The following is a 24,448-nucleotide window of genomic DNA, read 5'->3' on the forward strand; positions in this document are numbered from 1 at the left end:
AATAATTTCGAGTATAATACTCTGAATTACAGAAAGGGTTATACTCTATGGAACATTTTATCTGGAACGTCAATCCCAATATCTTAGAATTAGGTCCTTTACAGCTTCGTTGGTACGGTCTGCTCTTTGTGGGTTCATTTTTTCTTGGACTGATGATCCTCACCAAGATCTATAAACGCGAAGGCAAAGATCCTGCTGTTCTTGATTCCATGCTGATTTATGTCATGGTAGGTGCAGTACTGGGTTCGCGTTTGGTACACTGTTTCTTCTATGAACCGGAGTTTTATCTCTCCCATCCCCTCGAGATACTTAAAGTATGGAAAGGCGGGCTTGCGAGCCATGGTGGACTTGCAGGTGTACTGATCGCACTTTATCTGTTTGCAAAACGCTATCACACATCCTATATGTGGCTACTTTCACGTGTTTCCATACCTGGTGCACTGACTGCGGCCTTTGTGCGTTTTGGTAATCTTTTCAATTCAGAGATACTGGGACTCCCGAGTGACAAACCCTGGGCTATCATCTTTGCACGTGTCGATATGGTCCCTAGACACCCCGTGCAACTCTATGAAGCATTTTCCTATATTATTATTTTCCTCCTATTGATTGTCATCTATCGTAAAGTGACGCCTGCTTTTGCAACCAAGATACTTCCTGCTGTCTTTTTAATTACCGTCTTTACTGCGCGTTTCTTTTTGGAATATACCAAAACCAGGCAGGCAGCCTATACGACAGATCTTCCTTTTACAACAGGTCAGATGTTAAGTATACCTTATATAATATTGGGTATCTTATGGATGATATGGGCATTTAAAAGTGTATCGAAGGATCAAAAATATGACAAAGCCTCTCATAGCTAAATATGCACTCGGTATTGACATCGGTTCAACAACCGTAAAATACGTCGTGTGCGATGAACATTTTAATATACTCCAAAAAGCCTATACCCCCCACGATACCAAACAAGCCCCGACACTTTTAAGACTCCTTCAAGAACTCTCCCTTGCACACCCTGATATCTATAACCACATAGACAAAGTCTACATCACCGGTTCGGGAGCCACCCGTATAGCACCCACGATCAATGCACGTTTTGTACAAGAGGTGAATGCTGTTGTCCTGGCCGTTGAACATCTCCATCCTGATGTAAGGGCTGTTGTCGAACTAGGCGGACAGGATGCGAAGATCATGCATTTTAAAGTCAGTGAGGATGGTAAGAAGTCCGTACTTAGCTCTATGAATGACAAATGTGCCTCAGGTACGGGTGCAACGATCGAGAAATGTACGATGAAAGTAGGCATGGAAAGCGATGAGGTTCAGAAACTTTCTTTTGAAACAGACAAACTTCACCATGTTGCAGCCAAGTGCGGGGTCTTTGCCGAAACAGACATCGTAAACCTTGTCAAAACCTCTGTTCCTTCGCATGAGATCATGAACTCACTTGCTGATGCCATCGTGATGCAAAATCTCACTGTCCTGACACGTGGGAATACCCTGATGCCTAAAGTCCTGCTTCTTGGAGGTCCCAACACTTACCTGCCATTTTTACAGGAGTGTTGGCGTATGCGTATCAGTGAACTATGGGATGAGCGTGGTGTACAGTATGACAAAGAGAAGATCAATGAACTCATCATCGTACCTGACAATGCCCAGTATTATGCTGCGTTAGGGGCCGTGATCTTTGGTGAAGGCGAAGCGAACCATGACAAACCTTTTACAGGTCTTATACAGCTTAAAACCCTGGTCGACACAGGAGGAGTGACACAAAATGAGAATGATGATACCCCTCTGGTTTCCAGCCCTGAAGAGTTACAAGCCTTTCAAGAAGAGTACACGATCAAAACGTTCACCCCTCCTCTACTCACAGAAAAAACCACCTGTTTCTTGGGTATAGACGGAGGTTCCACCTCTTCCAAAGCAGTCTTGTGTGATGCACAAGGAGAACTGCTATTGAAGGTCTATCAACTCTCCAAAGGGAACCCCATAGAAGATACCCTGGAGTTACTACAGAAAATACAGGTACAAGACCCACATCACTTCTATGACATCCAGGGCTTAGGTGTAACAGGTTACGCCGCGGATGTACTCGGCGGTGCACTCAATGCAGACGCGAATATCATCGAAACCATCGCACATATGAAAAGTGCACAAAAAGCCTTCGGAGAAGATATCAATGTCATCTGTGATATCGGAGGGCAGGATATCAAAGTGCTTTTCATGGAAAACGGCATGATGAAAAATTTCCGTCTTTCCAACCAATGTTCTGCAGGTAATGGTACCCTGCTTCAAAGTATGGCAAAACAGTTTGGTGTCCCTGTAGAAAACTACGCAGACACCGCCTTTACAGCCAAAAAAGCGCCACTCTTTAACTATGGTTGTGCGGTGTTCCTGGACACTGACAGGGTCAACTTTCAAAAAGAGGGCTACAGCAAAGAAGAACTCTTTGCAGGCATTGCCAAAGTCTTGCCTAAAAATGTCTGGCAGTATGTCGTACAGGCACCCAACCTCGCTGCTTTTGGAGACCATTTTGTGCTGCAAGGTGGTACCCAGTACAATCAAGCTGCCCTTAAAGCCCAAGTAGACTATATCAAAGAGAAAGTACCGCATGCCAGAGTAGATGTACACCCTCATCCCGGAGAAGCCGGTGCCTATGGTGCAGCACTAGAAGCCAAAGATATGGTCGAGCAACGAGGGTATGCGACCTTTGTCGGTATGGAAGAAGCATTACAGATGACCTACACCTCCAGAACCGATGAGAGCACACGTTGTCACTTTTGCAGTATCAACTGTTCACGTACCTTTATAGACACACAAACCCCTTCATCTGACACTGTACGTTACATCGCAGGATTCTCATGTGAAGAGGGTACCGTGGAGTCCCATGAAGCACTCAAACTACTCAAAGAGGGGAGAAAAGCATTACAGAAAAACACCCCTAACCTTGTCAAAAAAGAGTCCATGTCACTCTTTGCACCTACCTATGACCTGGAGACAAAACCTACAACTGCAACTCAAGTCAAAGAGCAACAGGTCAAAGTGACACTGGGTGGCTGGGGACCGACATTAAGAAAAGAGGTCACCAGAAACTTTTTGGAAAGTAGCCAAGAGAGTAAAACTTACAGAAAGAATCTGCAGATAGCCATACCCAAAGTGCTGAACGTTTACTCTTTGGCCCCTTTTTTACGTACCTATCTCGAAGCACTTGACCTTAGTCCTATGAACATACAGTTTTCAGGTTTTTCCAATGAAGACATGTTCCTGGAAGGGGCAAAATACGGCTCCGTAGATTCTTGCTACCCGGCAAAAGTGGCCCAATCTCATGTCTATTCACTGATGTACTCTAAAAAGTTTTCCAAAAAACACTTTGATCATCTCTGGTTCCCTGCGGTCACCCATCTTCCCGGCTATCTCAAACATACGATGGGCCAAACATCCTGTCCTATCATCTCAGGTACACCAAAAGTAGTCTACTCTGCCTTCACCAAAGAGAAAAACCTCTTTGAAGAAAAAGGCATTGATTACGTAGAAGATGCACTCAATTTTGACAACCATGACTTACTGAAAAAACAGCTTTTTCATACCTGGGGAGATAAACTCCGTATCACTGAAGATGAGAATAACTGGGCAGTAGAGCAGGCATGGAAAGCGTTGGATCAAAATGATGCGAAGATCATGCAGGAGGGACGCAGTATCTTAGATGAAGCTGTTGCTAATGACGAGATCGTGATCTTACTGCTAGGACGTCCTTACCATTCAGACCCGGGACTGAACCATGAAGTCTTGGACGAATTCCAATCCTTAGGGTTTAAAACACTCTCCATGCGTGCCATTCCCAAAGATGAAGATTATCTGATGCAGTACTTCCAAGAGGATGTCGACTTTGGTTATGTTGAATCCCCTTATGACATACGCGATGTATGGGCAGAGAACTTTTCAACCAATTCTGCACAAAAGGTCTGGGCAGCCAAATTTGCAGCACGGCATCCTAATGTTGCCGTACTTGACCTTTCCAGTTTCAAATGCGGTCATGATGCACCGACCTACGCGATCATTGATAAAATATTAGGGGCAAGCCGTACACCACACTTGACCCTACATGATATCGATGCCAACAAACCCGGCGGATCCATAAAAATACGTGTGAAGACCTTTGCCTATACACTGGAACAATATCAAAAACGACTTACCCATCCACAACAGACAACGCACAATCCAACACAAGAGGAGATAAGAGTATGAGTGAAGTATGCAGTAACATGAGACCTCCCCAAAGTAATGGTGATCTGTCGTTCATCAATACAACCCAGACACAATGGAGAGATGTACCACAAGAAACTATCAAGTATGCACCCAAAAAGGAAACTATTCTGCTTTCGGGTGGATTGACCATTTTGCAGGATAAGCTCATACAGTCTGCCCTGCAGTCACTGGGGGAGAATTATATCTCTATCCCCAACCCCGATTTTGAATCTTTTCAAAAAGGGAAAGCTTTTGGAAACAGAGGCCAGTGCAACCCTACCTATTTCACTGTCGGGAACCTTGTCAAATACTTACAAAAACTTCGTGATGAGAAGGGTCTGAGCAGTGAAGAGATTGTACGAAAATATGTCTACATCACTGCAGGTGGTTGTGGGCCTTGCCGTTTTGGCATGTATATTACCGAATACAAAAAAGCCTTGAGGGATGCAGGTTTTGATGGTCTCAGGATCACATCTTTTGACCACGACAAAGGCATTTTTCAGGGAGATGAGATCGATGATGGAATTTTGAACTTCACCCCTCACTTTTTTATCACCCTCACCAAGGCGGTGATCATCGGTGATATCATGAATATACTTGGCTACAAGATGCGTCCTTATGAAGTAGAAGTTGGCAGTGTCGATGCAGCCATGAAACAGTGTGAAGATCTTGTCTCTGAAGCATTCTTAGAAAAAAAGAGTTTGGTAAAAACATTATGGAAATGCCGAAGGGTCTTGGAAGAGGTAAAACTCGACCGATTGCAGCCCAAAGCCAAGGTCATGGTCATGGGTGAATTTTGGGCGGCTATGACGGAAGGTGATGGAAACTACAACCTGCATCGATTTTTAGAATCCGAGGGTGCAGAGTGTATACCTCAGCCTATCATCAACCGTTTGCTTTTAAATCTTTGGGAAGCAGAACGTGCTGTACACAAAAGGGAAAATCTACAGGTTGAAGATGGCAACAAAATAGACTTCTCTTCTGTGAAAACACGGGTGCTTATCAAGCTGGGCAAGGCAGCGATCAAAACCCATTTCTCCCTCTATGCAAAAGCCATAGGTCTCCATGATTATGAGATACCTGACATGGATAAACTTGCCCGTTTGGGACAAGAGTACTATACACTTGACTGTGACGGGGGTGAAGGACATTTGGAAGTAGCACACCTCATCGAAAGTGTCAAAGAGAACATTTCACACCTTGTCATCTCCGTCAAACCTTTTGGATGTATGCCCTCTTCCTCAGTCTCTGACGGGGTGCAGTCACTGGTCACAAGCCGTTTCCCTGAAGCCAATTTCCTTGCCATCGAAACATCAGGAGAAGGCGCAGCGAACTTTTACTCACGTGTACAGATGGCTCTGTTCAAAGCAAAACAATCGGCAAAAGAGGAGTTTGAAAATTTAACACTGCCAGAGGAGATACCGGATAGAATACATAACTATCTCTATCAGCCTAAAAGTGAAAAAGCAGGTACTGCTTCACAATTAGTCGCAAGTCTAGAAGAGAGAAGGCTTTAACTCTCTTCTGTCTTATGGATAATTTCAGCCAGTTCTTCTTCTTGCTCTTCATCAATATCCAGTTCTTCAACTTCTCCTGCCTTTGTATCAGTAAACACTGACATCTCCAGCTCTTTTTCACTCTTAGCCACGACACAGGTCACGACAGCATCCCCTGTTACATTGACAGAAGTACGTATCATGTCAAGCAGTCTGTCAACACCCAAGATGAGTCCTATGCCTTCTACAGGAAGTCCTACCTGCACAAAGACCATAGAGAGCATGATTAGCCCTACACCGGGTACACCTGCTGTTCCTATGGAAGCCAGTACAGACATGAGTATCACTGTCAGATAACCGCTTAATCCCAGTTCAACGCCATACATATTTGCTATAAAGACCGTAGCCACTCCCTGCATAATGGCCGTACCGTCCATATTGATCGTGGCCCCAAAAGGTACCGTGAATGAAGCCACTGAGTTATCCACCCCCATACGCTTTGTCACAGATCTTAGTGTGACCGGTATCGTCGCATTGGAACTTGCCGTAGAAAAAGCAAATACCTGAGCATCGCGTATCTTTTGTAAAAACATTTTGGGACTCAGCCCGGAAAAAAGTTTGAGCAGGATCATCAGCGTGCCAAAAAGATGCAGGAGCAATGCAGCCACAAGCACCAGTACATACCCGGCCAAGCTGATAAGAAGATCCAAACCGAGTTCAGAAATCGCTTTGGCAAGCAATGCAAACACAGCGACAGGTGCTACAGACATAATGATATTGACCATATGCATCATCGCTTCATTAAGTACTTCTACCCCCTCTGCAATGTTTTGTGCTTTTTTCCCTACCATTAAAAGTGAGATAGCAAACAAAATAGAAAAAAATATGATCTGCAACATATTTCCAGAAGAAAATGCATGAATGATATTGTCAGGGATAATGTTGATCAGTACTTCTGAAAGAGGTGGGGCATCCTTGGCTGTAAAAGTCGTTGCAGTTGTACCATTCGCACCAGAACCAGGGGCCACGATCATCGCCAAGCCTATGGCAGTAGCGATCGCGATAGCCGTCGTGAACATATAAAGTCCAAATGACTTTACCCCTACACTTCCCAACTTTCGCACATCTCCTATACCCAGTACACCCGAGATAAGTGAAAAGAAGACCAAAGGGACCACAAGCATCTTCAGCGCGGTAATGAACATCTTTCCTATGATGTAAAAAACTCCTCCTACAACATACTCCTGCACAAAGCTGCCTTCAGTGTTCCAGCCACCAACATTGATCACCAGCCCTACAATGATCCCCAAGAGCATCGCCCATAATACTTTTTGTGTGAGTGTCATATATGTTGTTCCTCTTCCCTTATATTACCCAGATCCTAGATACCTATTTATCTATCTTTAAACCATATTTTATTTGTTTGTCTATCCGAAAAACCTACGTGTAATGGAGTCGATCAGGATTGCTGCATTATAACAAAAAACGTTATTTTCTCACCCTATTGACAAATTAACTTAAAAGTGTTACACTCCGCCATCTTTACAGATATGGGGATGACTTGGTTTCGACTGGAGTAGTCGGGGCTATGTGCATGTCGGACTGGGCAATTCCGTTACGCGGCCCACACGCGAATAAACGCAAACAATACAGATTATCGTCCAGCTTACGCAGTAGCGTAAGTCATTAACCCCGCTAACGCGGAGGACTGCTTCGCCGGTGAGTGTCATCTTAACCGGATTTTGAAGTATCACATCTGATGACTATGCTCCCTGGAAGCTATGCCAGGGTGTGAGAATTTTAGCTCGTCTTGTAAAGTTTTGAGTGTAGTACAAAGCAGGATTAAAATTAACAACACTGACTAAGCATGTAGAGTCATGGTTCTATCTATTTTAGGACAGGGGTTCAATTCCCCTCATCTCCACCAATTCACAAAATTTAAATCACTTCTTTTGGTATACCAGCAGATAATGCCGTTGTCACTTCATAAGAAATCGTCCCAAACCGTTTTGCAGCCGTTTGTGCATCATTCATCACACACACTTCTTCTTTTTCTGACTCAAGAGAAATAGAGTCCATAGAAACACGCCCTAGTACAGGTAAGCCTTCACTTGTTATATAAGGTTGAGCACTATTTCCTCTAGACCATCCATCCCCATAGCCTAGATCATAGGTAGAGACCATCATATCATGTGAAGCGATGAAATCACCTCCGTATCCTATGCGTTCTCCTGCCTTTAATACTTTGCGTGATATCTTTTTGGCATGCAGTGACATTACAGGACGCAGTACTACTTCATCAAAAAGGTCTGGCAGTTCATTGTATCCGTACACACCTATACCTACGCGTACTAGATCTTCATCGAAACTTTTAGTTCGAAGAATGGCTGCTGTATTATGTGAATGTACTCTTACATTCGTAAAACCAGCTTCTTTTACTCTTGCTTTCACTCTCTCAAACTGTTTTTGCTGCCAAAAGAATTCAGAACTCAGTTCATCAGCGCTGCGGTAATGCGTCATCACACCTGTAAGATCCAACCCTTGTTCTTTGATCAAATTAAATGCTTCATCCAGCTCATCCAGAGCTATCCCGTTTCGGTGCATTCCTGTATCTACTTTGAGTTCAACCTTTGCACCTTTTTGGGCTTTTCTGATATCTTCTAACGTATTGATCGTAAAAGAATAGACCTCATCTTTAATAATACTGTCACCAAGTATCAATACTGTTTCAAATAAGGATCTGATCACTGCCGCTTCTGATGTTTTTCGTACCACTGCATGTCTGATACCGAACTCTGATGCCAGTTTTCCCATCAGTTCCAGTCCGTGACCATATGCATTGTCTTTAAGGACAATTGCGATCTTCTCAACTGAGCCAGTTTTTAGTGCAATTTGGTTAAGATTATGATAGAAATTTTGTTTATTTATTTTAATAAATGCCATGACGAGATTATACCAAAATAGATAATAAAAAGAGGTCCAAATGATTACTATGCCAGCAGAATGGGAAAAACAGCGTGCCGTACTCTTGTCTTTCCCTCATGAAGAGACAGATTGGCATAATCCCGATAATGCAGCAGAATTGGAAGCAAGTCTTTCGCCGTTTATACGTATCGCTCAGGCTATCGCTTATGGAGAAGCGGTTTACATCATCTGTAAAGAGAAAGAAAAAATTTCAAATATGTTCTGTTCCACACGTAACATGACTTTCATAGAGATACCAACGAACGATACATGGATACGTGACTACGGATACATCAGTATAAAAGAAAATGATGAAGTGAAGCTACTTGACTTCACCTTTGATGGCTGGGGAGGGAAATTTGAAGCCTCTCTTGACAATGCTGTCAACACTGCTTTACATCAAAAAGGATACCTTGGGACCACACCTCTCGAACAGATTGACTTTGTCCTTGAGGGAGGATCGATAGAAAGCGATGGTGAAGGAACCATTCTCACTACCTCTACATGCCTTTGTAACCCGAATAGAAACGGTGGGATAAGCAAAAAAGAGATAGAAGAGAAACTTCGTACCTACCTGGGTGCACAAAGAGTTCTATGGCTGGACCATGGGTATCTTTCAGGTGATGATACAGACAGTCATATAGATACCTTGGCAAGGTTTGTCAACAAAACGACCATCATGTATGTCAAGTGTGAAGATACAAAAGATGAACACTATGAAGCACTACAAAAAATGGAAGCACAACTGAAAAACTTTACCACAGCAGAGGGGAAACCCTATACATTGATCCCACTCCCCATGTGTGAAGCAAAATATAATAATGAAAATGAAAGACTGCCTGCAACCTATGCCAACTTTCTCATTACCAACGATGCACTGATCTACCCTACCTACGATGATAAAAATGACACTAAGGTGGGAGAGATATTTAAAGAAGTATTTCCTGACAGGGAAATCATCCCTGTGAATTGTTTAAAACTGATAGAACAAGGCGGAAGTCTGCACTGCTCTACGATGCAGATAGTATATTAAAAAGGATTTTTATGAAAACAGCACTGATCCAACAAGCTTACCATGGCAGTAAAGAACAAACCCTCCAAGTCACTTTAGAGAAGATAAAAGAAGCTGCACAAAAAGGTGCAGAGCTTGTTGTCTTACAGGAGCTTCACCAGACAGAGTATTTCTGTCAAAGTGAAGATACCAAATTTTTTGATTATGCCGCTCATTTTGAATCTGATGTAGCATTTTGGGGCACTGTTGCAAAAGAGAACCATGTCGTTCTGGTCACTTCACTTTTTGAAAAACGTGCAGCAGGCCTCTACCATAACACAGCCGTCATCTTCGAAAAAGATGGTTCTGTTGCAGGGAAATACCGCAAAATGCACATCCCTGATGACCCCGGCTTTTATGAAAAGTTTTACTTTACCCCGGGAGATCTTGGGTTTGAACCGATACAAACTTCAGTAGGGAAATTAGGTGTACTGGTCTGCTGGGACCAATGGTACCCGGAAGCTGCGCGAGCCATGACACTCAAAGGGGCAGAAATACTTATCTATCCTACTGCTATTGGCTGGTTTGAAGCAGACAGTGAAGAAGAAAAAGCAAGGCAACTAGACAGCTGGATCACCATACAGCGTTCTCATGCCATCGCGAATGGATTGCCGGTAATAAGCTGCAACCGTGTAGGCTTTGAAGCGGACAGTGCCGGTGTGATGGCCGGTACGCGTTTTTGGGGCAACTCTTTTGTATGTGGTGCACAAGGAGAGATGCTGGTACAAGCGGATGACAAGAGTGAAACCATACTCTATTCAGAGATCGAACATTCACGCACCAAAGAGGTACGTGATATCTGGCCATTTTTACGTGACAGACGTATAGAGGAGTATAGTTGTTTACTCAAAAGGTATTGCGACTAACATTTTTGCTGTTGTGGCATATGAGTCAACAGAACTTTAATTTCGCTCAAACCACCACATAAATGCAAACATGAGGCCTGGTGTTTTGGCGATGTTTTCATCATAGATCAGTTTCTTTGCATCATCTACAGGCAGGTAGACAACCTCTATCTGTTCATGATCCACACCACCGCCTTCACTCACTTTCATACGCTCTTCGACTTCGGCAAAATAAAGTGTCTGTTTACTCCCTGCAAAGCCAACCGAAGTATGAAAAGAAGTGATCTTTTCGATGTTTGAAAGGGGAACATCATAGCCGCACTCCTCTTCGACTTCCTCTTTTACAATTTCTACTAAAGAAAGTTCTTTATCTACGATACCTGCACACAGTTCTACAGTCATACCATTTTCATTATTCAAGTACACGGCTGGACGAAACTGTTTGACCAAAACAAATGATCGCTTTTCTTTATGATATAGAAGAATGGCAACACTATCATGTGCTTCAACGATCTCCCATGATTTTTGAATACCCTCTTGTTCATAAGTGGCAAAGGATGTTGTTATGAATTGGGCATTGACCAAAGGCTGAAGTTTAAAGTGCTTGATCCGTTTTCCCATCTTCCACACCTATGCTCATTTGTTCATATCCCTCCCAAATAAAAGGGGTACTTTTTTCTTTAAGATATGCCAAAAGCTTTTCTTCATTCTCTTTTGCATTCTTGATCACGACTTTTTTGTATTTTGTTTTAGTCACATCTTTATATTCAGTAATTTTCTTTAAAACGGTATCTTTGATCGACGTCTTACGCAGTACTCGCATCGGGTCTATCCATCTTCCGTTTTTCTTTAGCCCAAAATGTAAATGAGGGCCCGTACTTCGTCCTGTACTACCAACATACCCTATGATCTGACCTTTCTTCACGTGCTCTCCTCTTTTGACACGTATCCGACTCTGATGCGCATAGAGTGATTCATATCCTCCAGAATGCTTGATCTTCACCACTTTACCATATCCTCTCATACGGCCGGAAAAACTAACCTTTCCTGAATTTACTGCAAGAAGCGGTGTACCTCTTCTTGCACCAAAATCTGTACCATGATGTGGGCGATATCGTTTTAATATAGGGTGATATCTTCTATGACTGAAGGAAGAAGTGATACGAACATGACGTAAAGGCATACCAAAACGGGAAGAGGTACTTTTTACAGGGACTCTACGGGTATAGGTTACTTTTTCTTTACCTGTTACGGTATAGGCTTGAGACTTTTTAGTACTTTTATAGCCGTAGCCATCTTCATCTGCATAGATAAACTGCCGTTTCTTTCTAGATTCAAGCAGAGCGATTTTAACATAAGGCATAGTGTGTGGTTGGCCCATTCTCGTTTTTTGTGAATAGATAAATGAAACTTTATCACCCTTTTGAAATTTTTTTGTGTTGACCGTACCTTTAAAAAGTTGTCCTATTTTATCTGCCAATGAAGGATGATACAAGGCATTCGTAACATCTGTATACAGATTTGTTTCTATGGTAACCGTAGCACCGTATTCTTTTTCTTTATACTCTATTGGGATAATGTCGAAGCTATATACATCACTGTTGTGCTCTTTAGCCAACCTTATCTGCATCTCCTCTCCTATCGGGATCAATGCCTGTTCAAGTGTACCATTATGATCTTTCAATTCATAAAAAAGTTGATCCCCCTCTATTTCAGAGAGAAACTGGATATCTGCTTTTGAAATATCACTAAGTATCTCTTTAGAGATCTCTTTAGAGTCTAAATATTCTGAAAATGTTTTCCCTTTTTCCCAATGTCCAAGTGTCACTTTCGCACCAAATAAGGAACTTGATATCAAGATCCATACCACTATTTTTTTAAGACTTCCCATTCGCTACCGTTATCCCTACTGCTTAGTTGGATATTATTATAACTTAAGTAGGTTAATCTACCTGCTACACTACAAACATCAATAAACTTTTACTATATTGTTTGTATAATCAATACGATTATTTAACACTTAAAGGACCGCTATGCGCAAAATAGCTCTTATCACTCTACTCTCTTTACCACTTTTTGCAGGTTTTTTTCCTCAAACAGTGTACACTTCTGTCAAATCTGTCAAAGGAGATACCATTACACTCAATAAAAAATTTCCTGTCGATGGTATGAGTGGTGTTGTAATACATAATTACGGCAATGACCTGACAGCAATCACAAGTCGTATTGCCCAAACTTCATCGGGTGAATCCGTAGCATTGGTCAGTAAAGATATCCTCCATCATGATGAGCTTCCTACTATCAAAACACCTATTTCAGTGAAAGACAAGGTCATCGGCGGATACCTTTATGATAATGTGCTTCTTTTAGCACCGGATGCAGATACCTATGCAAAAATCACCTCTGCACATCATAAAAAATGGATACATCCGGATCTTTTTGCCATGTATCTTTCTGCTGAAGGGGAAGAGCAACCAACAAGAGAAAACCTTGCGCGTTTTGCAAAAAAATATCAAGTAGGTCTGGTCTATATCGTACGTAAGAACTCTGCTGTACTTTTAGACCCTATCTCTGCAAAAATCGTCTCTGAACAGTCCATGACAGATCTTCCTGCTAAAGGGTCATTTCCCTTTTATATGCGTTTGAAATCACTTAATTCAGGATGGTTCGGCAGTGACGTCGAGGGCAACTATTACAATACAATGAAATCTTTATAATGGAAGTCAATCATGTTAGATAAAAAACACATCAAATATTTTGAAACACTTGTCGGGAAAGAGAATGTCTACAGCGACAAAGCACACCTTATCGCATATTCTTATGATGCTACACGTACACGCTATGAACCTGAAGCCGTTATCTTTCCAAGAGATGAAGCGGATGTAAGTGCCATTCTCAAATACTGTAACGAACACCAGATCGTCATTACGCCAAGAGGTGCGGGTTCAGGATTTACGGGTGGTGCACTTCCATCTCAAGGTGGTATCACTTTGGGCATGGAAAAGCATATGAACAAGATCCTAGAGATCGATATGGAAAACATGGTAGCCGTCGTACAGCCGGGGGTCATCAATATGGACCTGCAAAAAGCAGTTGAAGAAGTAGGACTTTTTTATCCGCCTGATCCTGCCAGTGAACAGTACTCTACGCTCGGAGGGAACGTCAGTGAAAATGCAGGGGGGATGCGTGCAGCAAAATACGGTCTTACCAAAGACTATGTGATGGCCCTTCGTGCCGTACGTCCGAACGGTGACATCATCCGTGCAGGGAAACGTACCATCAAAGATGTGGCCGGTTATAACATCGCGGGTATTCTTATCGCGAGTGAAGGCACATTGGCTGTGATTACAGAGATCACACTGAAGCTCATCCCTAAACCTAAATTCACCAAAGCCTATATGGGTATCTTCCCTTCGGTGGATGATGCGATGAATGCAGTGTTCAAATCACTTGCAGCAGGTGCGAACCCTGTAGCTATGGAGTTTATGGATGACCTGGTGGTCCAGGCACTCAAAGAAAAACTGGGCATCAACCTGCCAGAAGATGCAGGTGCACTGCTCATCGGTGATGTAGATGGAAATGTGATCGAAGAGGTAGAGTTTCAGTTAGAGACCTTGGAAAAATCATTTAAAGAGAATGGTGCCCAGGAGTTCATCATTGCACATGACGCCCAAAAGAGGGATGAACTTTGGTATGCGAGACGTAATGCTTCCCCATCCATCACGATCTTTGGAAGCAAAAAACTCAATGAAGATATCTCTGTACCAAGAAGTATGCTGCCTGAAGCACTGGAACGTATCTACGCCGTAGGGAACAAATATGGATTTAAAGTGCCATGTTTTGGACACGCAGGGGATGGTAATATCCACGTCAACGTGATGGTAGATGGTTCGGATGAGCAACAGCTTCATGATGGACACCAGGCCATAGAAGAGATCTTTGAACTCGTCGTAGAGATGGGAGGAACTCTGAGTGGGGAACATGGTATAGGGACAAGTAAAGCACCGTTCATGAACATAGCATTTAATGAGGTAGAGCTTGATCTTTTCAAAAGTATTAAACAGGCGTTTGACCCGAATAACATACTCAATCCCGGGAAAATGGGATTACCTAACTGATAATTCACCCTTTTTGACATAACCTCTCCAGGTATGTCACTTTAGATTGAATATATATATATTCCCGTGTTTTCCACGGGAGTTATGGAGGAATCAATGAATATGCAAATCCATCCTCAATTCAAAAAAATCCTCAAAACCTATTACATCTTTTTACGTGATTTCCTCGGTGATCTTTTTGATAGCAGATTGGGACACTATGCCTCCAGTTTGAGTTGGAGTACTCTTTTCTCTATCATTCCTTTCCTTGTGATCATACTGGCTATTTTTACTACCATGCCTCTGTTTCATACGATGTACGTGAAAGTAGAAAAACTTATTTTCGCCAACCTTCTGCCTACGGATTCCAAAGTCATTATGGAATACCTTAATACCTTTGTAGAAAACTCAGACAAATTGGGCTATATAGGGGCATTTTATGTGATATTTGCGGCAATCATGTTCTTCAAGGACTATGATTATATCGTGAATGACATCTTTTCAACACCTAAACGAACGATCTGGCAGGCACTAAAAACCTATCTTTTGCTGATCATCACCATACCAACGATGATGGCTGCCTCTTTTTACCTCTCCGCTGAGATACAAGTATATCTTGATAAAAGCAGCATCACCCGCATCATACACCTCTATGAAATTATTCCCTATTTCATCGTATGGATGATGTTCTACATCGCCTACCAACTCTCTCCCCATACCAGAATAGAGATCTCCGCTGCTCTTACAAGTTCTTTTATCGCCTCTCTTGTTTGGTATCTTTCCAAAAGTGCTTTCGTCTTCTATGTGGTACACAATAAGACCTATGCAAGTATCTATGGGAGTATCAGTATCGTACTTTTTTTCTTTTTATGGATCTACATCTCATGGGCTATCTTTATCCATGGGCTTAAATTTTGCGCACTACTGAACAAAAATGAAGAGATAGAACATATATGAGCCCCCCTCAATCAATGACAAACGATTGTCATTTATAGGTTCGGAACCGAAATGGTGGAGCAATGCAACCTCTCCTGTAGGACACCACAATATTCATACTAAAAAAATATAATGGGCATAGAGTACTGCCATCCCGGCCACTGACCAAAAAAGTTTTTTACTCCATATAGCCCCAATAGATATGCTTATATACCCAAATAGTACCCAGAGAGGTAAAAGTGACTCTGTACTGATTTTTGGCAGTGCAAACAATGCTAACAAGCCCGTATCCAAAAGACTACCAAAACCCAGTAGATGTAAGAGCATCACAAAAGGATAGAAAGGAATGAACAGCAGTGAAAGCCAAGGTGATAAAAGTTGATATCCACTCGTCACAGGGAAAACAGTATGTACAATAGGTATCATCAAAACAAAGATACCTAAAGGTATTAACACTAAAGTGATCATCCATGTATGCAACCCTTTACTATACTGTAGCAATAAAAAGATATAAAATACTCCTGCTACAGAGAGTCCGAAACTAAGAGAAACCAGCAGAGAAGGGAAGAGTGCCACAAGTATCAGAATGATCGTCGTTAAAAAAGTAAAACTCAGTAGTTCCATACCCAACAAAAGTACCATCCATCCGACCAGTACCATGGCATAAGACCGCAGAAGAGAAGGTGGAAAATCGACAAACCATAAGTAAACACCTAAAAGTAGCATAGCTACGATCCCTACATCAAACAATGCATGGCGGTAAGGAAAAAAGTGTTGCTGCAGTGGTCTATAGAGTAACAAAAGCAAACCATAGACCAATCCCCACAATATCCCCAGATGGAACCCGCTCAAGGCAACAAGATGGCTGACACCGAGCATACTGATCTTTTCTCTTAACTCTTTCTCCAGAAAAGTCGCAAAAAAGATCGCATTGTAAAATGATCCTAAAGAGCTATGTTCATGTTGTGAAGCCACTTTTTCCAATAGTGTATCTTTAAAAGTCACAGGAAGAGGTTCTTGGGCTTTCATGCGACTTTTCACATAAAAGGTACCTAGATAATCACTAAAAGATATCTTCCTACTAGGGAATATCTGTAGACGTAGACGTTTGTGATCGAAATTGTCTTGACTGTAATTCGTTGTATAAAAAGTCAACCCCTCATCACTTCGGAGCTTAAGAACCTGATACTCTTGATCTCCTTTGGACTTTTTATACAGATTCAATACCTTTGCATGGGTATAGTAAAAAGGTTTTGAAATAAAATCTCGATAGGCTTGGTATTCAAAAAAGAGCCGTATCAGTATGACAAGTAGAAAAAAGAGTATCACCCAGATAAATGTTTTTGTTTCTGGAAATAGTTTTGGTTTTTCTAATTGCACCGAAACTCCTTCAAAGTGAACTCTCTTGAGAGTAGATAGATTCTAGTGCACCCTATATTGCAGGCAACTCTATATTTCCTGTGTTCATAGGGATATCAGCATCTTCATACTCTATTTCAAAGGCCGGCCCTGTTGGTGCATCCACAAAACGTGTAAAGTTCTTTTGGAAAATGAGGTTGACGGTACCCGTGGGTCCATTTCTCTGTTTCCCGATAATGATCTCGGCATCTTCCTCAGGTTTTTTTCTAAACTCAGAGGTGTACTCTTTACCTTCTGCTTTGGCTTTCATCTCTTTTTCTTTCTCTTGTGCCTCACGGTAGACATCATCTCGGTAGACAAAAAGGATGATATCAGCATCCTGTTCTATCGCTCCCGACTCACGCAGGTCAGAGAGCATCGGACGTTTGTTGTCCCTGCTCTCTACGCCCCGGTTAAGCTGGGAGAGAGCCAAAATAGGTATCTGGAGCTCTCTTGCCAACTGCTTCAGCCCTCTTGATATCTCAGAGACTTCCTGTTGCCTTCCCTCTCTACCTTCACCACTCATCAGCTGCAGGTAGTCTATGATCGCTACAGAGATTTCAGGATGTTGTGCTTTGAGTTTACGCAGTTTACTACGCACATGGTGGATGGTTGCATATCCCCCGTCATCGACAAACAGTTTTTTCGAGGCGATATCCTGTGTTGCAGCAGCAAGATCACTCCATTGCTCATCTTTAAGGTCACCTACTCTCAGTGCCTGAAGCGGTATGGATGTTTTGGCTGAAAGCATTCTGAGCATGAGCTGTTCTGCTGGCATCTCCAGTGAGAAAAAAGCCACCCCTTCATTACGCTCTATCGCTTTGAGTGCCATGTTGAGTACAAAGGCTGTTTTACCCATCGCAGGACGTGCAGCGATGATCACCAGGTCCCCTTTACCAAATCCGGATGTTCTGTCATTCAAGTTTCTAAACCCTGTATCTGTACCGATGAGTTTAGAGTTACCCAGTGCTTTGAGACGTTCTATCTCCCCCATCATGGACAATGTGATCTCTTTAGATTCTCTAAAGTCATCAGAGGTGGAATTCTGTGTGATCTCATAAAGCTTTTTCTCCACCAGATTCATGACATCTTCAGCAGGCAGGTCATCTTCTATCGTGACCTTTTTAATCTCCGTAGCAAGAGTAGCCAATGCCCTTTTGCTTGATTTTGCTTTGATCTCTTTGAGATACGCCGCTGTATTGGTAATAGGATTGGCTGAAAGCAGGTCCAGCATCGCAACTTCATCAAATTTACCCATGGCATTGAGTTTTGAACGCAAGAACTCATCATCCAAGGGTTTTTCTTCTGCACTAAGCTCTTCCATCGCAGCAAACACATGCTGGTGAAAAGGCAGGTAGAAATCCTGTGGTTTCAGCTTCGCTGCGATCTCCTCATACGTTTCAGGATCAAAAATAATAGCAGAGAGTACTGCCCTTTCGATATTTAGGTTGTACATATTTTCCATTATTTGTTATCCTCTGCGAATTTCTCTACCTCTTGCACAAATCTCTCAACCAACTCACCTTCAGGGAGTCTTGCCACCACTTCCCCTTTAAGCATCACCAGACCTGAACCTTTACCATAGGCTATTGCTACATCCGCATGTTTGGCTTCGCCAATGGCATTAACCACACAACCCATCACCGAGACATCCATAGGTGTTTTGATGTGTGCCGTGCGTCTTTCTACTTCGGCTACTGCACTCACCAAATCTGCCTCTATACGACCACAGGTCGGACAGGAGATGATGTTCAGTCCCTCTTTCATCCTTCCGCTGTCTTTGAGTATAGCTTTACCGACTCTGATCTCCTCTTCAAGCTCACCGGTAATGGAAACACGCATCGTATCCCCTATCCCATCAAGCAATAGGGCACCTAAACCTATAGCAGACTTGATAGTCGCATGAAATACCGTTCCTGCTTCTGTCACACCCAAGTGAAAAGGGTATTCATTTCTAGGGCGTAACATTCTGTAGGCATCTACCGTTCTATCTACATCCGAAGCTTTCAGTGAGACTTTAATGTCTGTAAATCCAAGATCTTCCAAAAATTTAATGTTGTACTCTGCAGAAGCGACCATACCTTCAGCTGTTGCGCCATACTTTAGGTCAAACTCTTTTTCCAAAGAACCTGCATTCACCCCTATGCGTATAGGTAGATTTCTATCCTGACAGGCTTTGACGATCTCTTTGATACGTGATTTTTCACCAATATTCCCAGGGTTCAGACGTATACAGTCAACCCATTTTGCTGCCTCTAGTGCAAGTTTATAGTTAAAATGAATATCCGCGATAAGGGGTAAAGAGATCTGTTCCTTAATGGCTTTAAGTGCAAGTGCATCCTGCATTTCAGGTACCGCCACACGTACCATATCAGCCCCAGCAAAATGCAGACGGTTTATTTGCTCTACAGTAGCTGCAACGTTATGTGTATCACTATATGTCATAGACTGCACAGAGATAGGTGCATCCCCACCTACAGCAACATCACCTACATAAATTTTTTTTGTTTTGACTCTTTCTTTCACGCTTTGCCTTTTGAATAATTCTCTAATTTTACCTAAACAACCTACAACGGATATTAAGCGAAATCCACAGGGTCAAAATCTATCTCGATCTCTCTACGATCTACCCTGTGTAAAGCCTTGAGTAGAGGGACTCTTTGCTTGGCTCTCAATAAGATATGAAACCTGAATTTATTGGCTATTTTCTCTACGGGTGCTTTGCCGTGTCCCACTATCTCTACCTCTTCAAATGCTTTGAGTTTGGTCACGGTATCCAGTGTGATCTTGCTTGCTTTGGTTTCATCTTTATGTGCGATAAGTATTCGTGCCAATGAGGCAAAAGGAGGATACTCAGCCATCTCCAAAAATGCCAGTTCATCTTTGATAAAAAGTTCATAATCGGCCAAATATGTTTGAAAAAATTCCGGATCACCCGTCTGTACGATGATCTGGGCAGCTTTTGCCCGTCCACTCCGACCGGCGATCTGAAAAAGTAAAGACATGGCTCTCTCACGTGCCCTGTAATCTGCCAGTCCCAGGATGTAATCAAGCCCCATAATAATACTCAGGGTTATATTGGCATAGTCATGTCCTTTACTGAGCATCTGTGTACCCAAAAGCAGTTGACTCTCTCCACTCTCAAAACGCTGTAATGCCTCTTTAAGTTTTTTAGCCGTGGTGATACTGTCTTTATCGAACTGTTCTATCTGTATTCCCTCAACCGCTTCAGAAATGACCTCTATGGCTTCTACTGTTCCCATCCGTTCACTTTTAAGCGGCGAATGACCACAATGGGTACAGGTATCCCGTATAGGTTCCGTATAGTTACAGTAGTGGCATTTCAAGTGTCTGTGTTTTCTATGCAGTGCCATCCCCACTGAACAGAAAGGGCAAAGATGTGTCTTTCCACAACTCTCACAATAAAGATACTTGAAATTTCCACGTGTAGGGAGGAATAACAGTGACTGGTCACCTGCCTTATAGTGTGTATCTATAGCATCCAACATCGTATTGTTGATCCTGTCTCCAGAGATGAATGTGTACTTTTTTTCTGTCTCTATATAGGGTTTATCAAGCTTGATTACATCATATTTATAGTACGAACTCATCGAAGGTGTTGCAGAAGCCAATACCACTTTTGCACCCAATTTACTTCCCATCAATACAGCCACATCGCGTGCATGGTAACGGGGTCTGGTCATCGCCTTATAGCTGTCATCATGCTCTTCATCGACAATAATGAGCCCAAGATTGGACAACGGCACAAAAAGTGCAGAGCGTGCCCCCGCCACAATGCGTATCTCCCCTGACTCTATACCTTCAAGAATAGACGCTTTTTTCTTCTTGGTCAATTTGGAGTGCCACATCGCCACACTCTCTCCAAAATAGACCTTAAGACGTTTTTCCATTTGAGGTGTCAGTGAGATCTCAGGCATGAGAAAGATAGAGGTTTTCCCCTCTACCAGCATTTGAGCCATAATCGAAATGAAGATCTCTGTTTTCCCCGAACCGGTGACGCCAAAAAGTAGGGCCTTCTCTTTGTTGAGGAGCTGATCATAGGCTTTTTGTTGCATTTCACTGAGCTTAGGAAGACCCTTCTCTTCTATACTCTTCGATGGAAATTCTGTGACCGAAGAAAGTTTAAAGGGGATAAAGAGAGAAAGTGCTTCACTCAAAGAAGAAAAATAATACTCAGAGATAAACTTTGCTATTTCTATCTGTTCATGGGTATAAAAATTATCTGAAACAGAAGCTATCTCTGCAGTTTCAAATTCAGGTTTTGACACCTCTTCTACTACAATAGCTTCTTTGAATGTATTTTTTAAAGGGACAGAAACCACTCTACCTATAGATAAATGATCTTTGCATGCGTAGGTCAAGCTTGGGGCACTCGAACGGTAAAATGCTACTATATAATATTTCAAATTATACTTCTATGCCTTGACTCTAATATTTAACCGTCGACCAATATACTTGATTCAGGCAAAAATCCTAAACCTATAGATCACTCAATCCAGAAACCCCACATGTTCCCTTGGTCAATTTATTACCACTTACACTAAATATACATGTCTTACCCGTACTTGGCTCTTTAAAAGTAATATTACTCCCACTTTGTGACCAGTTTGAGCCTAATCCATAATCTATCAAACCACCGCATCGGATGCAGTCACATCATCAAAATTACCTTTTAAAATCCTTTTCTGTCTCTCCATACTGATAGCAGAACGCAAAGCCCCTACGGTTGCTCTCGCCTTAGAGATGTAAGCGTCGTCCCTTGTCACTGCAAGTTTTGGTACTGCGATTGCAGCAAGTATTCCTATCACTACTATCACAAAAATTAACTCAACCATTGTAAATGCTCTTTTCATAATAATACTCCCTCTCAACTTCATTTTGAAGTTTTTAATTATATTTTACTTATTGAATTGATTAGTATAACATAATTCCAAATCTTACACCAGATAAAATCATCTTACTATACAGATTATAAAAATATATACCTAATATTATGAACTTACTCTTGATACTGCCATAAAATTAAAAATATGCTACCATACCATTAAAAATAAATGATAACATGATGCAAAATAAAAAATCTCTTTTCCTAACAACTTATCTCAGTATTTTTTTATTCTGGTTAGGACTTGGGATCAATAAGAACATATCAGATATGTTCTTCTGGGTACAAACAAGCAAATCAACAGTTTTATTCGAATGGTTTTTTATACTTTTATATATAACTTTTTTTAAGACCTTACCATCATTACCATCAATTTGGAAAAAACACCGATTGATTGTAATTATTTCTACACTTTGGTTACTATGTATCTCTTTATCTTATTTTCTCTCACCTTTCTATACTTGGACAAATGAATTGGCTTTAATCAGATTGATAGAAACACTATCACATTTTGTTTTTTTTATATTCTTATGGGATTTTTTTAACAGGCAGAAAGTAAATTATTCTATCTTATTTACTTCACTGATACTCTCATCACTCATAGTACTTACCTATCTCATCTACCTTTATTATACATATCCAGATCTCCAAATGACTACTTACTCTATGCATCTACCGTCTGAACAGTATGTGTTAAATACGCAATTTCGCAGAATAGGCTACCTCCTGGAAGTGACGATTATCTTTACTTTTTCTTGTCTATTCTTGAAAAAATATCGATTTGCTGCCACTATGACAATAGCTCTCTTGTTTTTGGCTTTACTTACGATAGGAGGGAGAGCTGCTCTACTTGGTACCCTACTGGCTTTCATGATATATTTTTTTATCTTAAAAAATATATATCACTCAAAATGCTGATTCGCTCTGTGATTCTTATGGGATTATTACTATCTATAGTTTTATATTTCAATGCCATAGATGTTAACCATTTCACCTCTGATATAAATAGAACTATACAAGCAGCTTCACTCAATAGTATAACAACCAGACGCATAGATGTATGGTCTTTGGTGTTACAAAACCTTCAAAATCAATGGATCATAGGTACAGGACCACAAAGTTACTTTTTCTATCTGGACAGAAATGCAGATGTTATCCATGCACACAACTTTATACTGCAATTTCTTGGAGAATGGGGTATCATGGGTACTTTACTCTTTTTAACACTGTTATATCATGCTGTAAAATACGGTACTGCTTTGCATATACATAATCATATATCCAACCAAGAAAGTTACCATCTTGCCGCTGGTATTGCTATTATTGCACTCTCAATCACAGGACTATTTGGAGGAATCTATTTTTTCCCGCAAACATCTGTATACCTGATCTTTTGTTTTGCTTTGTGGATAACGCCTTCAAAAACTTAGCCAATCATACATTCAAAGAGATACGTAGTTTTTTAAATATAAGAGCTAGTTAATCCAATAATGGATGATACTTTTTGCAGCAAAAAAGACATGCCGCACAAGCTTACTTTTGTAAAGAAATATCTTGAAGAGAAATAGTTTGGATATCTATCTTTATCAGATTAATATGAAATAATCCTGCAAAAGTCTTCAAAAACAGTTGCCCAAATAGGCAACTTTTAAATAGCAATTTTACTTCCGCCAAAGCTAGTATTACCTTCTAAATGCGTGCAAAAAGATGTCTCTGAAGAACTATTAACAATAATAGACTCTCCCTCAGAAGATAACGAAACTATCGCCGATACGGCAGAGTAACTGCATGCTGGAGAATCTGCTAGATTTACTGTCCCCACTGCCGTATAGGCCGAAGCCATATCTTCAATACAGATTGCAAGATTCTTGCAAGTGACAGATTTTTTTGCATCATCACGTGTTGCAGCAAGCTTTGGAATGGCAACCGCCGCCAAGATCCCTATAATAACAATGACAAAGATCAACTCGATCATGGTAAAACCCGCTCGTTTCATATGAAATACCTTAATATACATTGATTTTAACAACTTATCATGAGATGAGAGATTAAAATTTTGAGAAGAGGTTGAATAAAAAATAATGGTCGAAAGCCAGGAAGAGCTCCCGGCTTTTTTGAAGTTAGATACTAACTTGACTACCTTTATAGATAGCAGACTTGTTATAATCAGTACTATCCGATAATTTACCTGTTACAGTTACAGTATCAGAAGTAGCAGGTGCAGATACTGTTAGGTCAGCACATGCTGGACTTACACTTGAAGAAGGTGTTGTTCCTGCTGCTGTATACGCTGCAACTACATCTGTCAGACATGTCACTACATTTGCTTTCACTTTAGCATCCTGTGCATCATCTCTAGTTGCTGCCAATTTAGGTATCGCTACCGCTGCCAAAATTCCTATAATTACGATAACAAAGATCAATTCGATCATTGTGAATCCGCGTCTCATGTTGTTCATGATTAACTCCTGAAAATAAATTTAGTACCAATTCAATAACTGGTCTTAAAAATTTTA

20 protein-coding genes and 1 other RNA gene are annotated in these 24,448 nt (G+C 41.4%); 10 read left to right on the forward strand and 11 right to left on the reverse strand.

The genetic code is table 11. The annotated features are described in order from the left end of the window. The first annotated feature begins 47 nt into the window (after nucleotides 1-47). The 3 genes from lgt to SULAR_RS07190 are packed head-to-tail and all read left to right on the forward strand — an operon-like array spanning nucleotide 48 to nucleotide 5,756. Nucleotides 48-860, forward strand: coding sequence for a prolipoprotein diacylglyceryl transferase (gene lgt, locus SULAR_RS07180; protein WP_008244527.1), 813 nt, complete (start codon nucleotides 48-50; stop codon nucleotides 858-860). After that, complete coding sequence (locus SULAR_RS07185; RefSeq protein ID WP_008244528.1) at nucleotides 838-4,239, forward strand: BadF/BadG/BcrA/BcrD ATPase family protein; 3,402 nt, start codon at nucleotides 838-840, stop codon at nucleotides 4,237-4,239. Before lgt ends, SULAR_RS07185 begins: the two co-directional genes overlap by 23 nt. Beyond that, the gene (locus SULAR_RS07190; protein ID WP_008244543.1) at nucleotides 4,236-5,756 is read left to right on the forward strand and encodes a hypothetical protein; all 1,521 of its coding nucleotides are present in this window, start codon (nucleotides 4,236-4,238) and stop codon (nucleotides 5,754-5,756) included. The genes SULAR_RS07185 and SULAR_RS07190 overlap by 4 nt, the downstream gene beginning before the upstream one ends. Here SULAR_RS07190 and SULAR_RS07195 read toward each other — a convergent pair. Further along, nucleotides 5,753-7,081: a dicarboxylate/amino acid:cation symporter gene (locus SULAR_RS07195; RefSeq protein ID WP_008244544.1), complete on the reverse strand. Its 1,329-nt coding sequence runs from the start codon at nucleotides 7,079-7,081 to the stop codon at nucleotides 5,753-5,755. The two genes, SULAR_RS07190 and SULAR_RS07195, sit on opposite strands and share 4 nt — an antisense overlap. 206 nt (nucleotides 7,082-7,287) lie before the next feature. On the opposite strand from SULAR_RS07195, the gene ssrA reads away from it, so the two are divergent. Beyond that, nucleotides 7,288-7,662: a transfer-messenger RNA gene (gene ssrA / locus SULAR_RS11035) on the forward strand. A gap of 11 nt (nucleotides 7,663-7,673) precedes the next feature. Here the strand turns inward: ssrA and SULAR_RS07200 are convergent. Then, nucleotides 7,674-8,678 (reverse strand): alanine racemase, encoded by a 1,005-nt coding sequence (locus SULAR_RS07200; protein ID WP_008244545.1) that lies wholly within the window; start codon nucleotides 8,676-8,678, stop codon nucleotides 7,674-7,676. A gap of 40 nt (nucleotides 8,679-8,718) precedes the next feature. Here SULAR_RS07200 and SULAR_RS07205 point away from each other — a divergent pair, with 40 nt between their 5' ends. Then, a complete protein-coding gene (locus tag SULAR_RS07205) occupies nucleotides 8,719-9,732 on the forward strand; it encodes an agmatine deiminase family protein (RefSeq protein WP_008244546.1) in 1,014 nt (337 codons plus the stop codon). Between the two features lie 11 nt (nucleotides 9,733-9,743). Further along, a complete protein-coding gene (locus tag SULAR_RS07210; RefSeq protein WP_008244547.1) occupies nucleotides 9,744-10,616 on the forward strand; it encodes a carbon-nitrogen hydrolase in 873 nt (290 codons plus the stop codon). 36 nt (nucleotides 10,617-10,652) lie between these two features. Here SULAR_RS07210 and SULAR_RS07215 read toward each other — a convergent pair whose 3' ends face one another. Further along, nucleotides 10,653-11,216: an NUDIX domain-containing protein gene (locus SULAR_RS07215; protein WP_008244548.1), complete on the reverse strand. Its 564-nt coding sequence runs from the start codon at nucleotides 11,214-11,216 to the stop codon at nucleotides 10,653-10,655. Beyond that, nucleotides 11,191-12,486, reverse strand: coding sequence for a peptidoglycan DD-metalloendopeptidase family protein (locus tag SULAR_RS07220; RefSeq protein ID WP_008244549.1), 1,296 nt, complete (start codon nucleotides 12,484-12,486; stop codon nucleotides 11,191-11,193). Before SULAR_RS07220 ends, SULAR_RS07215 begins: the two co-directional genes overlap by 26 nt. A 142-nt stretch (nucleotides 12,487-12,628) precedes the next feature. Here SULAR_RS07220 and SULAR_RS07225 point away from each other — a divergent pair, with 142 nt between their 5' ends. The 3 genes from SULAR_RS07225 (at nucleotide 12,629) to SULAR_RS07235 (ending at nucleotide 15,649) form a co-directional block, all read left to right on the forward strand. After that, nucleotides 12,629-13,312 (forward strand): plasminogen-binding N-terminal domain-containing protein, encoded by a 684-nt coding sequence (locus tag SULAR_RS07225; RefSeq protein ID WP_008244550.1) that lies wholly within the window; start codon nucleotides 12,629-12,631, stop codon nucleotides 13,310-13,312. 12 nt (nucleotides 13,313-13,324) lie between these two features. Next, on the forward strand, nucleotides 13,325-14,713 hold the full coding sequence (locus SULAR_RS07230; RefSeq protein WP_008244552.1) for an FAD-binding oxidoreductase: 1,389 nt from the start codon (nucleotides 13,325-13,327) through the stop codon (nucleotides 14,711-14,713). A 96-nt stretch (nucleotides 14,714-14,809) separates the two neighbouring features. After that, entirely contained in the window at nucleotides 14,810-15,649 is an 840-nt protein-coding gene (locus SULAR_RS07235; RefSeq protein WP_008244553.1) for a YihY family inner membrane protein, read from the forward strand. A gap of 93 nt (nucleotides 15,650-15,742) precedes the next feature. On the opposite strand, the gene SULAR_RS07240 is transcribed toward SULAR_RS07235, so the two are convergent. From SULAR_RS07240 to SULAR_RS11355, 5 genes are all read right to left on the reverse strand, one after another. Then, the gene (locus SULAR_RS07240) at nucleotides 15,743-17,008 is read right to left on the reverse strand and encodes a ComEC/Rec2 family competence protein (protein WP_008244554.1); all 1,266 of its coding nucleotides are present in this window, start codon (nucleotides 17,006-17,008) and stop codon (nucleotides 15,743-15,745) included. Between the two features lie 52 nt (nucleotides 17,009-17,060). Then, nucleotides 17,061-18,491 carry a replicative DNA helicase gene (locus SULAR_RS07245; RefSeq protein WP_008244556.1) on the reverse strand — a complete coding sequence of 477 codons (1,431 nt, stop codon included), beginning with the start codon at nucleotides 18,489-18,491 and terminating at the stop codon, nucleotides 17,061-17,063. Then, nucleotides 18,491-19,552 (reverse strand): flavodoxin-dependent (E)-4-hydroxy-3-methylbut-2-enyl-diphosphate synthase, encoded by a 1,062-nt coding sequence (gene ispG / locus SULAR_RS07250; protein ID WP_008244557.1) that lies wholly within the window; start codon nucleotides 19,550-19,552, stop codon nucleotides 18,491-18,493. Before ispG ends, SULAR_RS07245 begins: the two co-directional genes overlap by 1 nt. A gap of 53 nt (nucleotides 19,553-19,605) precedes the next feature. After that, entirely contained in the window at nucleotides 19,606-21,453 is a 1,848-nt protein-coding gene (locus tag SULAR_RS07255; RefSeq protein WP_008244561.1) for a primosomal protein N', read from the reverse strand. Nucleotides 21,454-21,675: 222 nt separating this feature from the next. Further along, a complete protein-coding gene (locus tag SULAR_RS11355; protein ID WP_008244562.1) occupies nucleotides 21,676-21,900 on the reverse strand; it encodes a prepilin-type N-terminal cleavage/methylation domain-containing protein in 225 nt (74 codons plus the stop codon). A gap of 943 nt (nucleotides 21,901-22,843) precedes the next feature. On the opposite strand from SULAR_RS11355, the gene SULAR_RS07270 reads away from it, so the two are divergent. After that, nucleotides 22,844-23,362 carry an O-antigen ligase gene (locus tag SULAR_RS07270; RefSeq protein WP_008244565.1) on the forward strand — a complete coding sequence of 173 codons (519 nt, stop codon included), beginning with the start codon at nucleotides 22,844-22,846 and terminating at the stop codon, nucleotides 23,360-23,362. A gap of 218 nt (nucleotides 23,363-23,580) precedes the next feature. Here SULAR_RS07270 and SULAR_RS07275 read toward each other — a convergent pair whose 3' ends face one another. Beyond that, the gene (locus tag SULAR_RS07275) at nucleotides 23,581-23,928 is read right to left on the reverse strand and encodes a type II secretion system protein (RefSeq protein ID WP_008244567.1); all 348 of its coding nucleotides are present in this window, start codon (nucleotides 23,926-23,928) and stop codon (nucleotides 23,581-23,583) included. Nucleotides 23,929-24,052: 124 nt separating this feature from the next. Continuing rightward, nucleotides 24,053-24,391: a type II secretion system protein gene (locus tag SULAR_RS11455; RefSeq protein ID WP_008244570.1), complete on the reverse strand. Its 339-nt coding sequence runs from the start codon at nucleotides 24,389-24,391 to the stop codon at nucleotides 24,053-24,055. Between the last annotated feature and the right edge of the window lie 57 nt (nucleotides 24,392-24,448).

The organism is Sulfurovum sp. AR (genome assembly GCF_000296775.1).
GTDB lineage: Bacteria > Campylobacterota > Campylobacteria > Campylobacterales > Sulfurovaceae > Sulfurovum > Sulfurovum xiamenensis.

What these genes read in the sequence shown, in the direction of transcription:
- lgt (WP_008244527.1), top strand. Translation starts at nt 48, where the DNA reads ATGGAACATTTTATCTGGAACGTCAATCCCAATATCTTAGAATTAGGT.
- SULAR_RS07185 (WP_008244528.1), top strand. Translation starts at nt 838, where the DNA reads ATGACAAAGCCTCTCATAGCTAAATATGCACTCGGTATTGACATCGGT.
- SULAR_RS07190 (WP_008244543.1), top strand. Translation starts at nt 4,236, where the DNA reads ATGAGTGAAGTATGCAGTAACATGAGACCTCCCCAAAGTAATGGTGAT.
- SULAR_RS07195 (WP_008244544.1), bottom strand. Translation starts at nt 7,081, where the DNA reads ATGACACTCACACAAAAAGTATTATGGGCGATGCTCTTGGGGATCATT.
- SULAR_RS07200 (WP_008244545.1), bottom strand. Translation starts at nt 8,678, where the DNA reads ATGGCATTTATTAAAATAAATAAACAAAATTTCTATCATAATCTTAAC.
- SULAR_RS07205 (WP_008244546.1), top strand. Translation starts at nt 8,719, where the DNA reads ATGATTACTATGCCAGCAGAATGGGAAAAACAGCGTGCCGTACTCTTG.
- SULAR_RS07210 (WP_008244547.1), top strand. Translation starts at nt 9,744, where the DNA reads ATGAAAACAGCACTGATCCAACAAGCTTACCATGGCAGTAAAGAACAA.
- SULAR_RS07215 (WP_008244548.1), bottom strand. Translation starts at nt 11,216, where the DNA reads ATGGGAAAACGGATCAAGCACTTTAAACTTCAGCCTTTGGTCAATGCC.
- SULAR_RS07220 (WP_008244549.1), bottom strand. Translation starts at nt 12,486, where the DNA reads ATGGGAAGTCTTAAAAAAATAGTGGTATGGATCTTGATATCAAGTTCC.
- SULAR_RS07225 (WP_008244550.1), top strand. Translation starts at nt 12,629, where the DNA reads ATGCGCAAAATAGCTCTTATCACTCTACTCTCTTTACCACTTTTTGCA.
- SULAR_RS07230 (WP_008244552.1), top strand. Translation starts at nt 13,325, where the DNA reads ATGTTAGATAAAAAACACATCAAATATTTTGAAACACTTGTCGGGAAA.
- SULAR_RS07235 (WP_008244553.1), top strand. Translation starts at nt 14,810, where the DNA reads ATGAATATGCAAATCCATCCTCAATTCAAAAAAATCCTCAAAACCTAT.
- SULAR_RS07245 (WP_008244556.1), bottom strand. Translation starts at nt 18,491, where the DNA reads ATGGAAAATATGTACAACCTAAATATCGAAAGGGCAGTACTCTCTGCT.
- SULAR_RS11355 (WP_008244562.1), bottom strand. Translation starts at nt 21,900, where the DNA reads ATGAAAAGAGCATTTACAATGGTTGAGTTAATTTTTGTGATAGTAGTG.
- SULAR_RS07270 (WP_008244565.1), top strand. Translation starts at nt 22,844, where the DNA reads ATGCTGATTCGCTCTGTGATTCTTATGGGATTATTACTATCTATAGTT.
- SULAR_RS07275 (WP_008244567.1), bottom strand. Translation starts at nt 23,928, where the DNA reads ATGAAACGAGCGGGTTTTACCATGATCGAGTTGATCTTTGTCATTGTT.
- SULAR_RS11455 (WP_008244570.1), bottom strand. Translation starts at nt 24,391, where the DNA reads ATGAACAACATGAGACGCGGATTCACAATGATCGAATTGATCTTTGTT.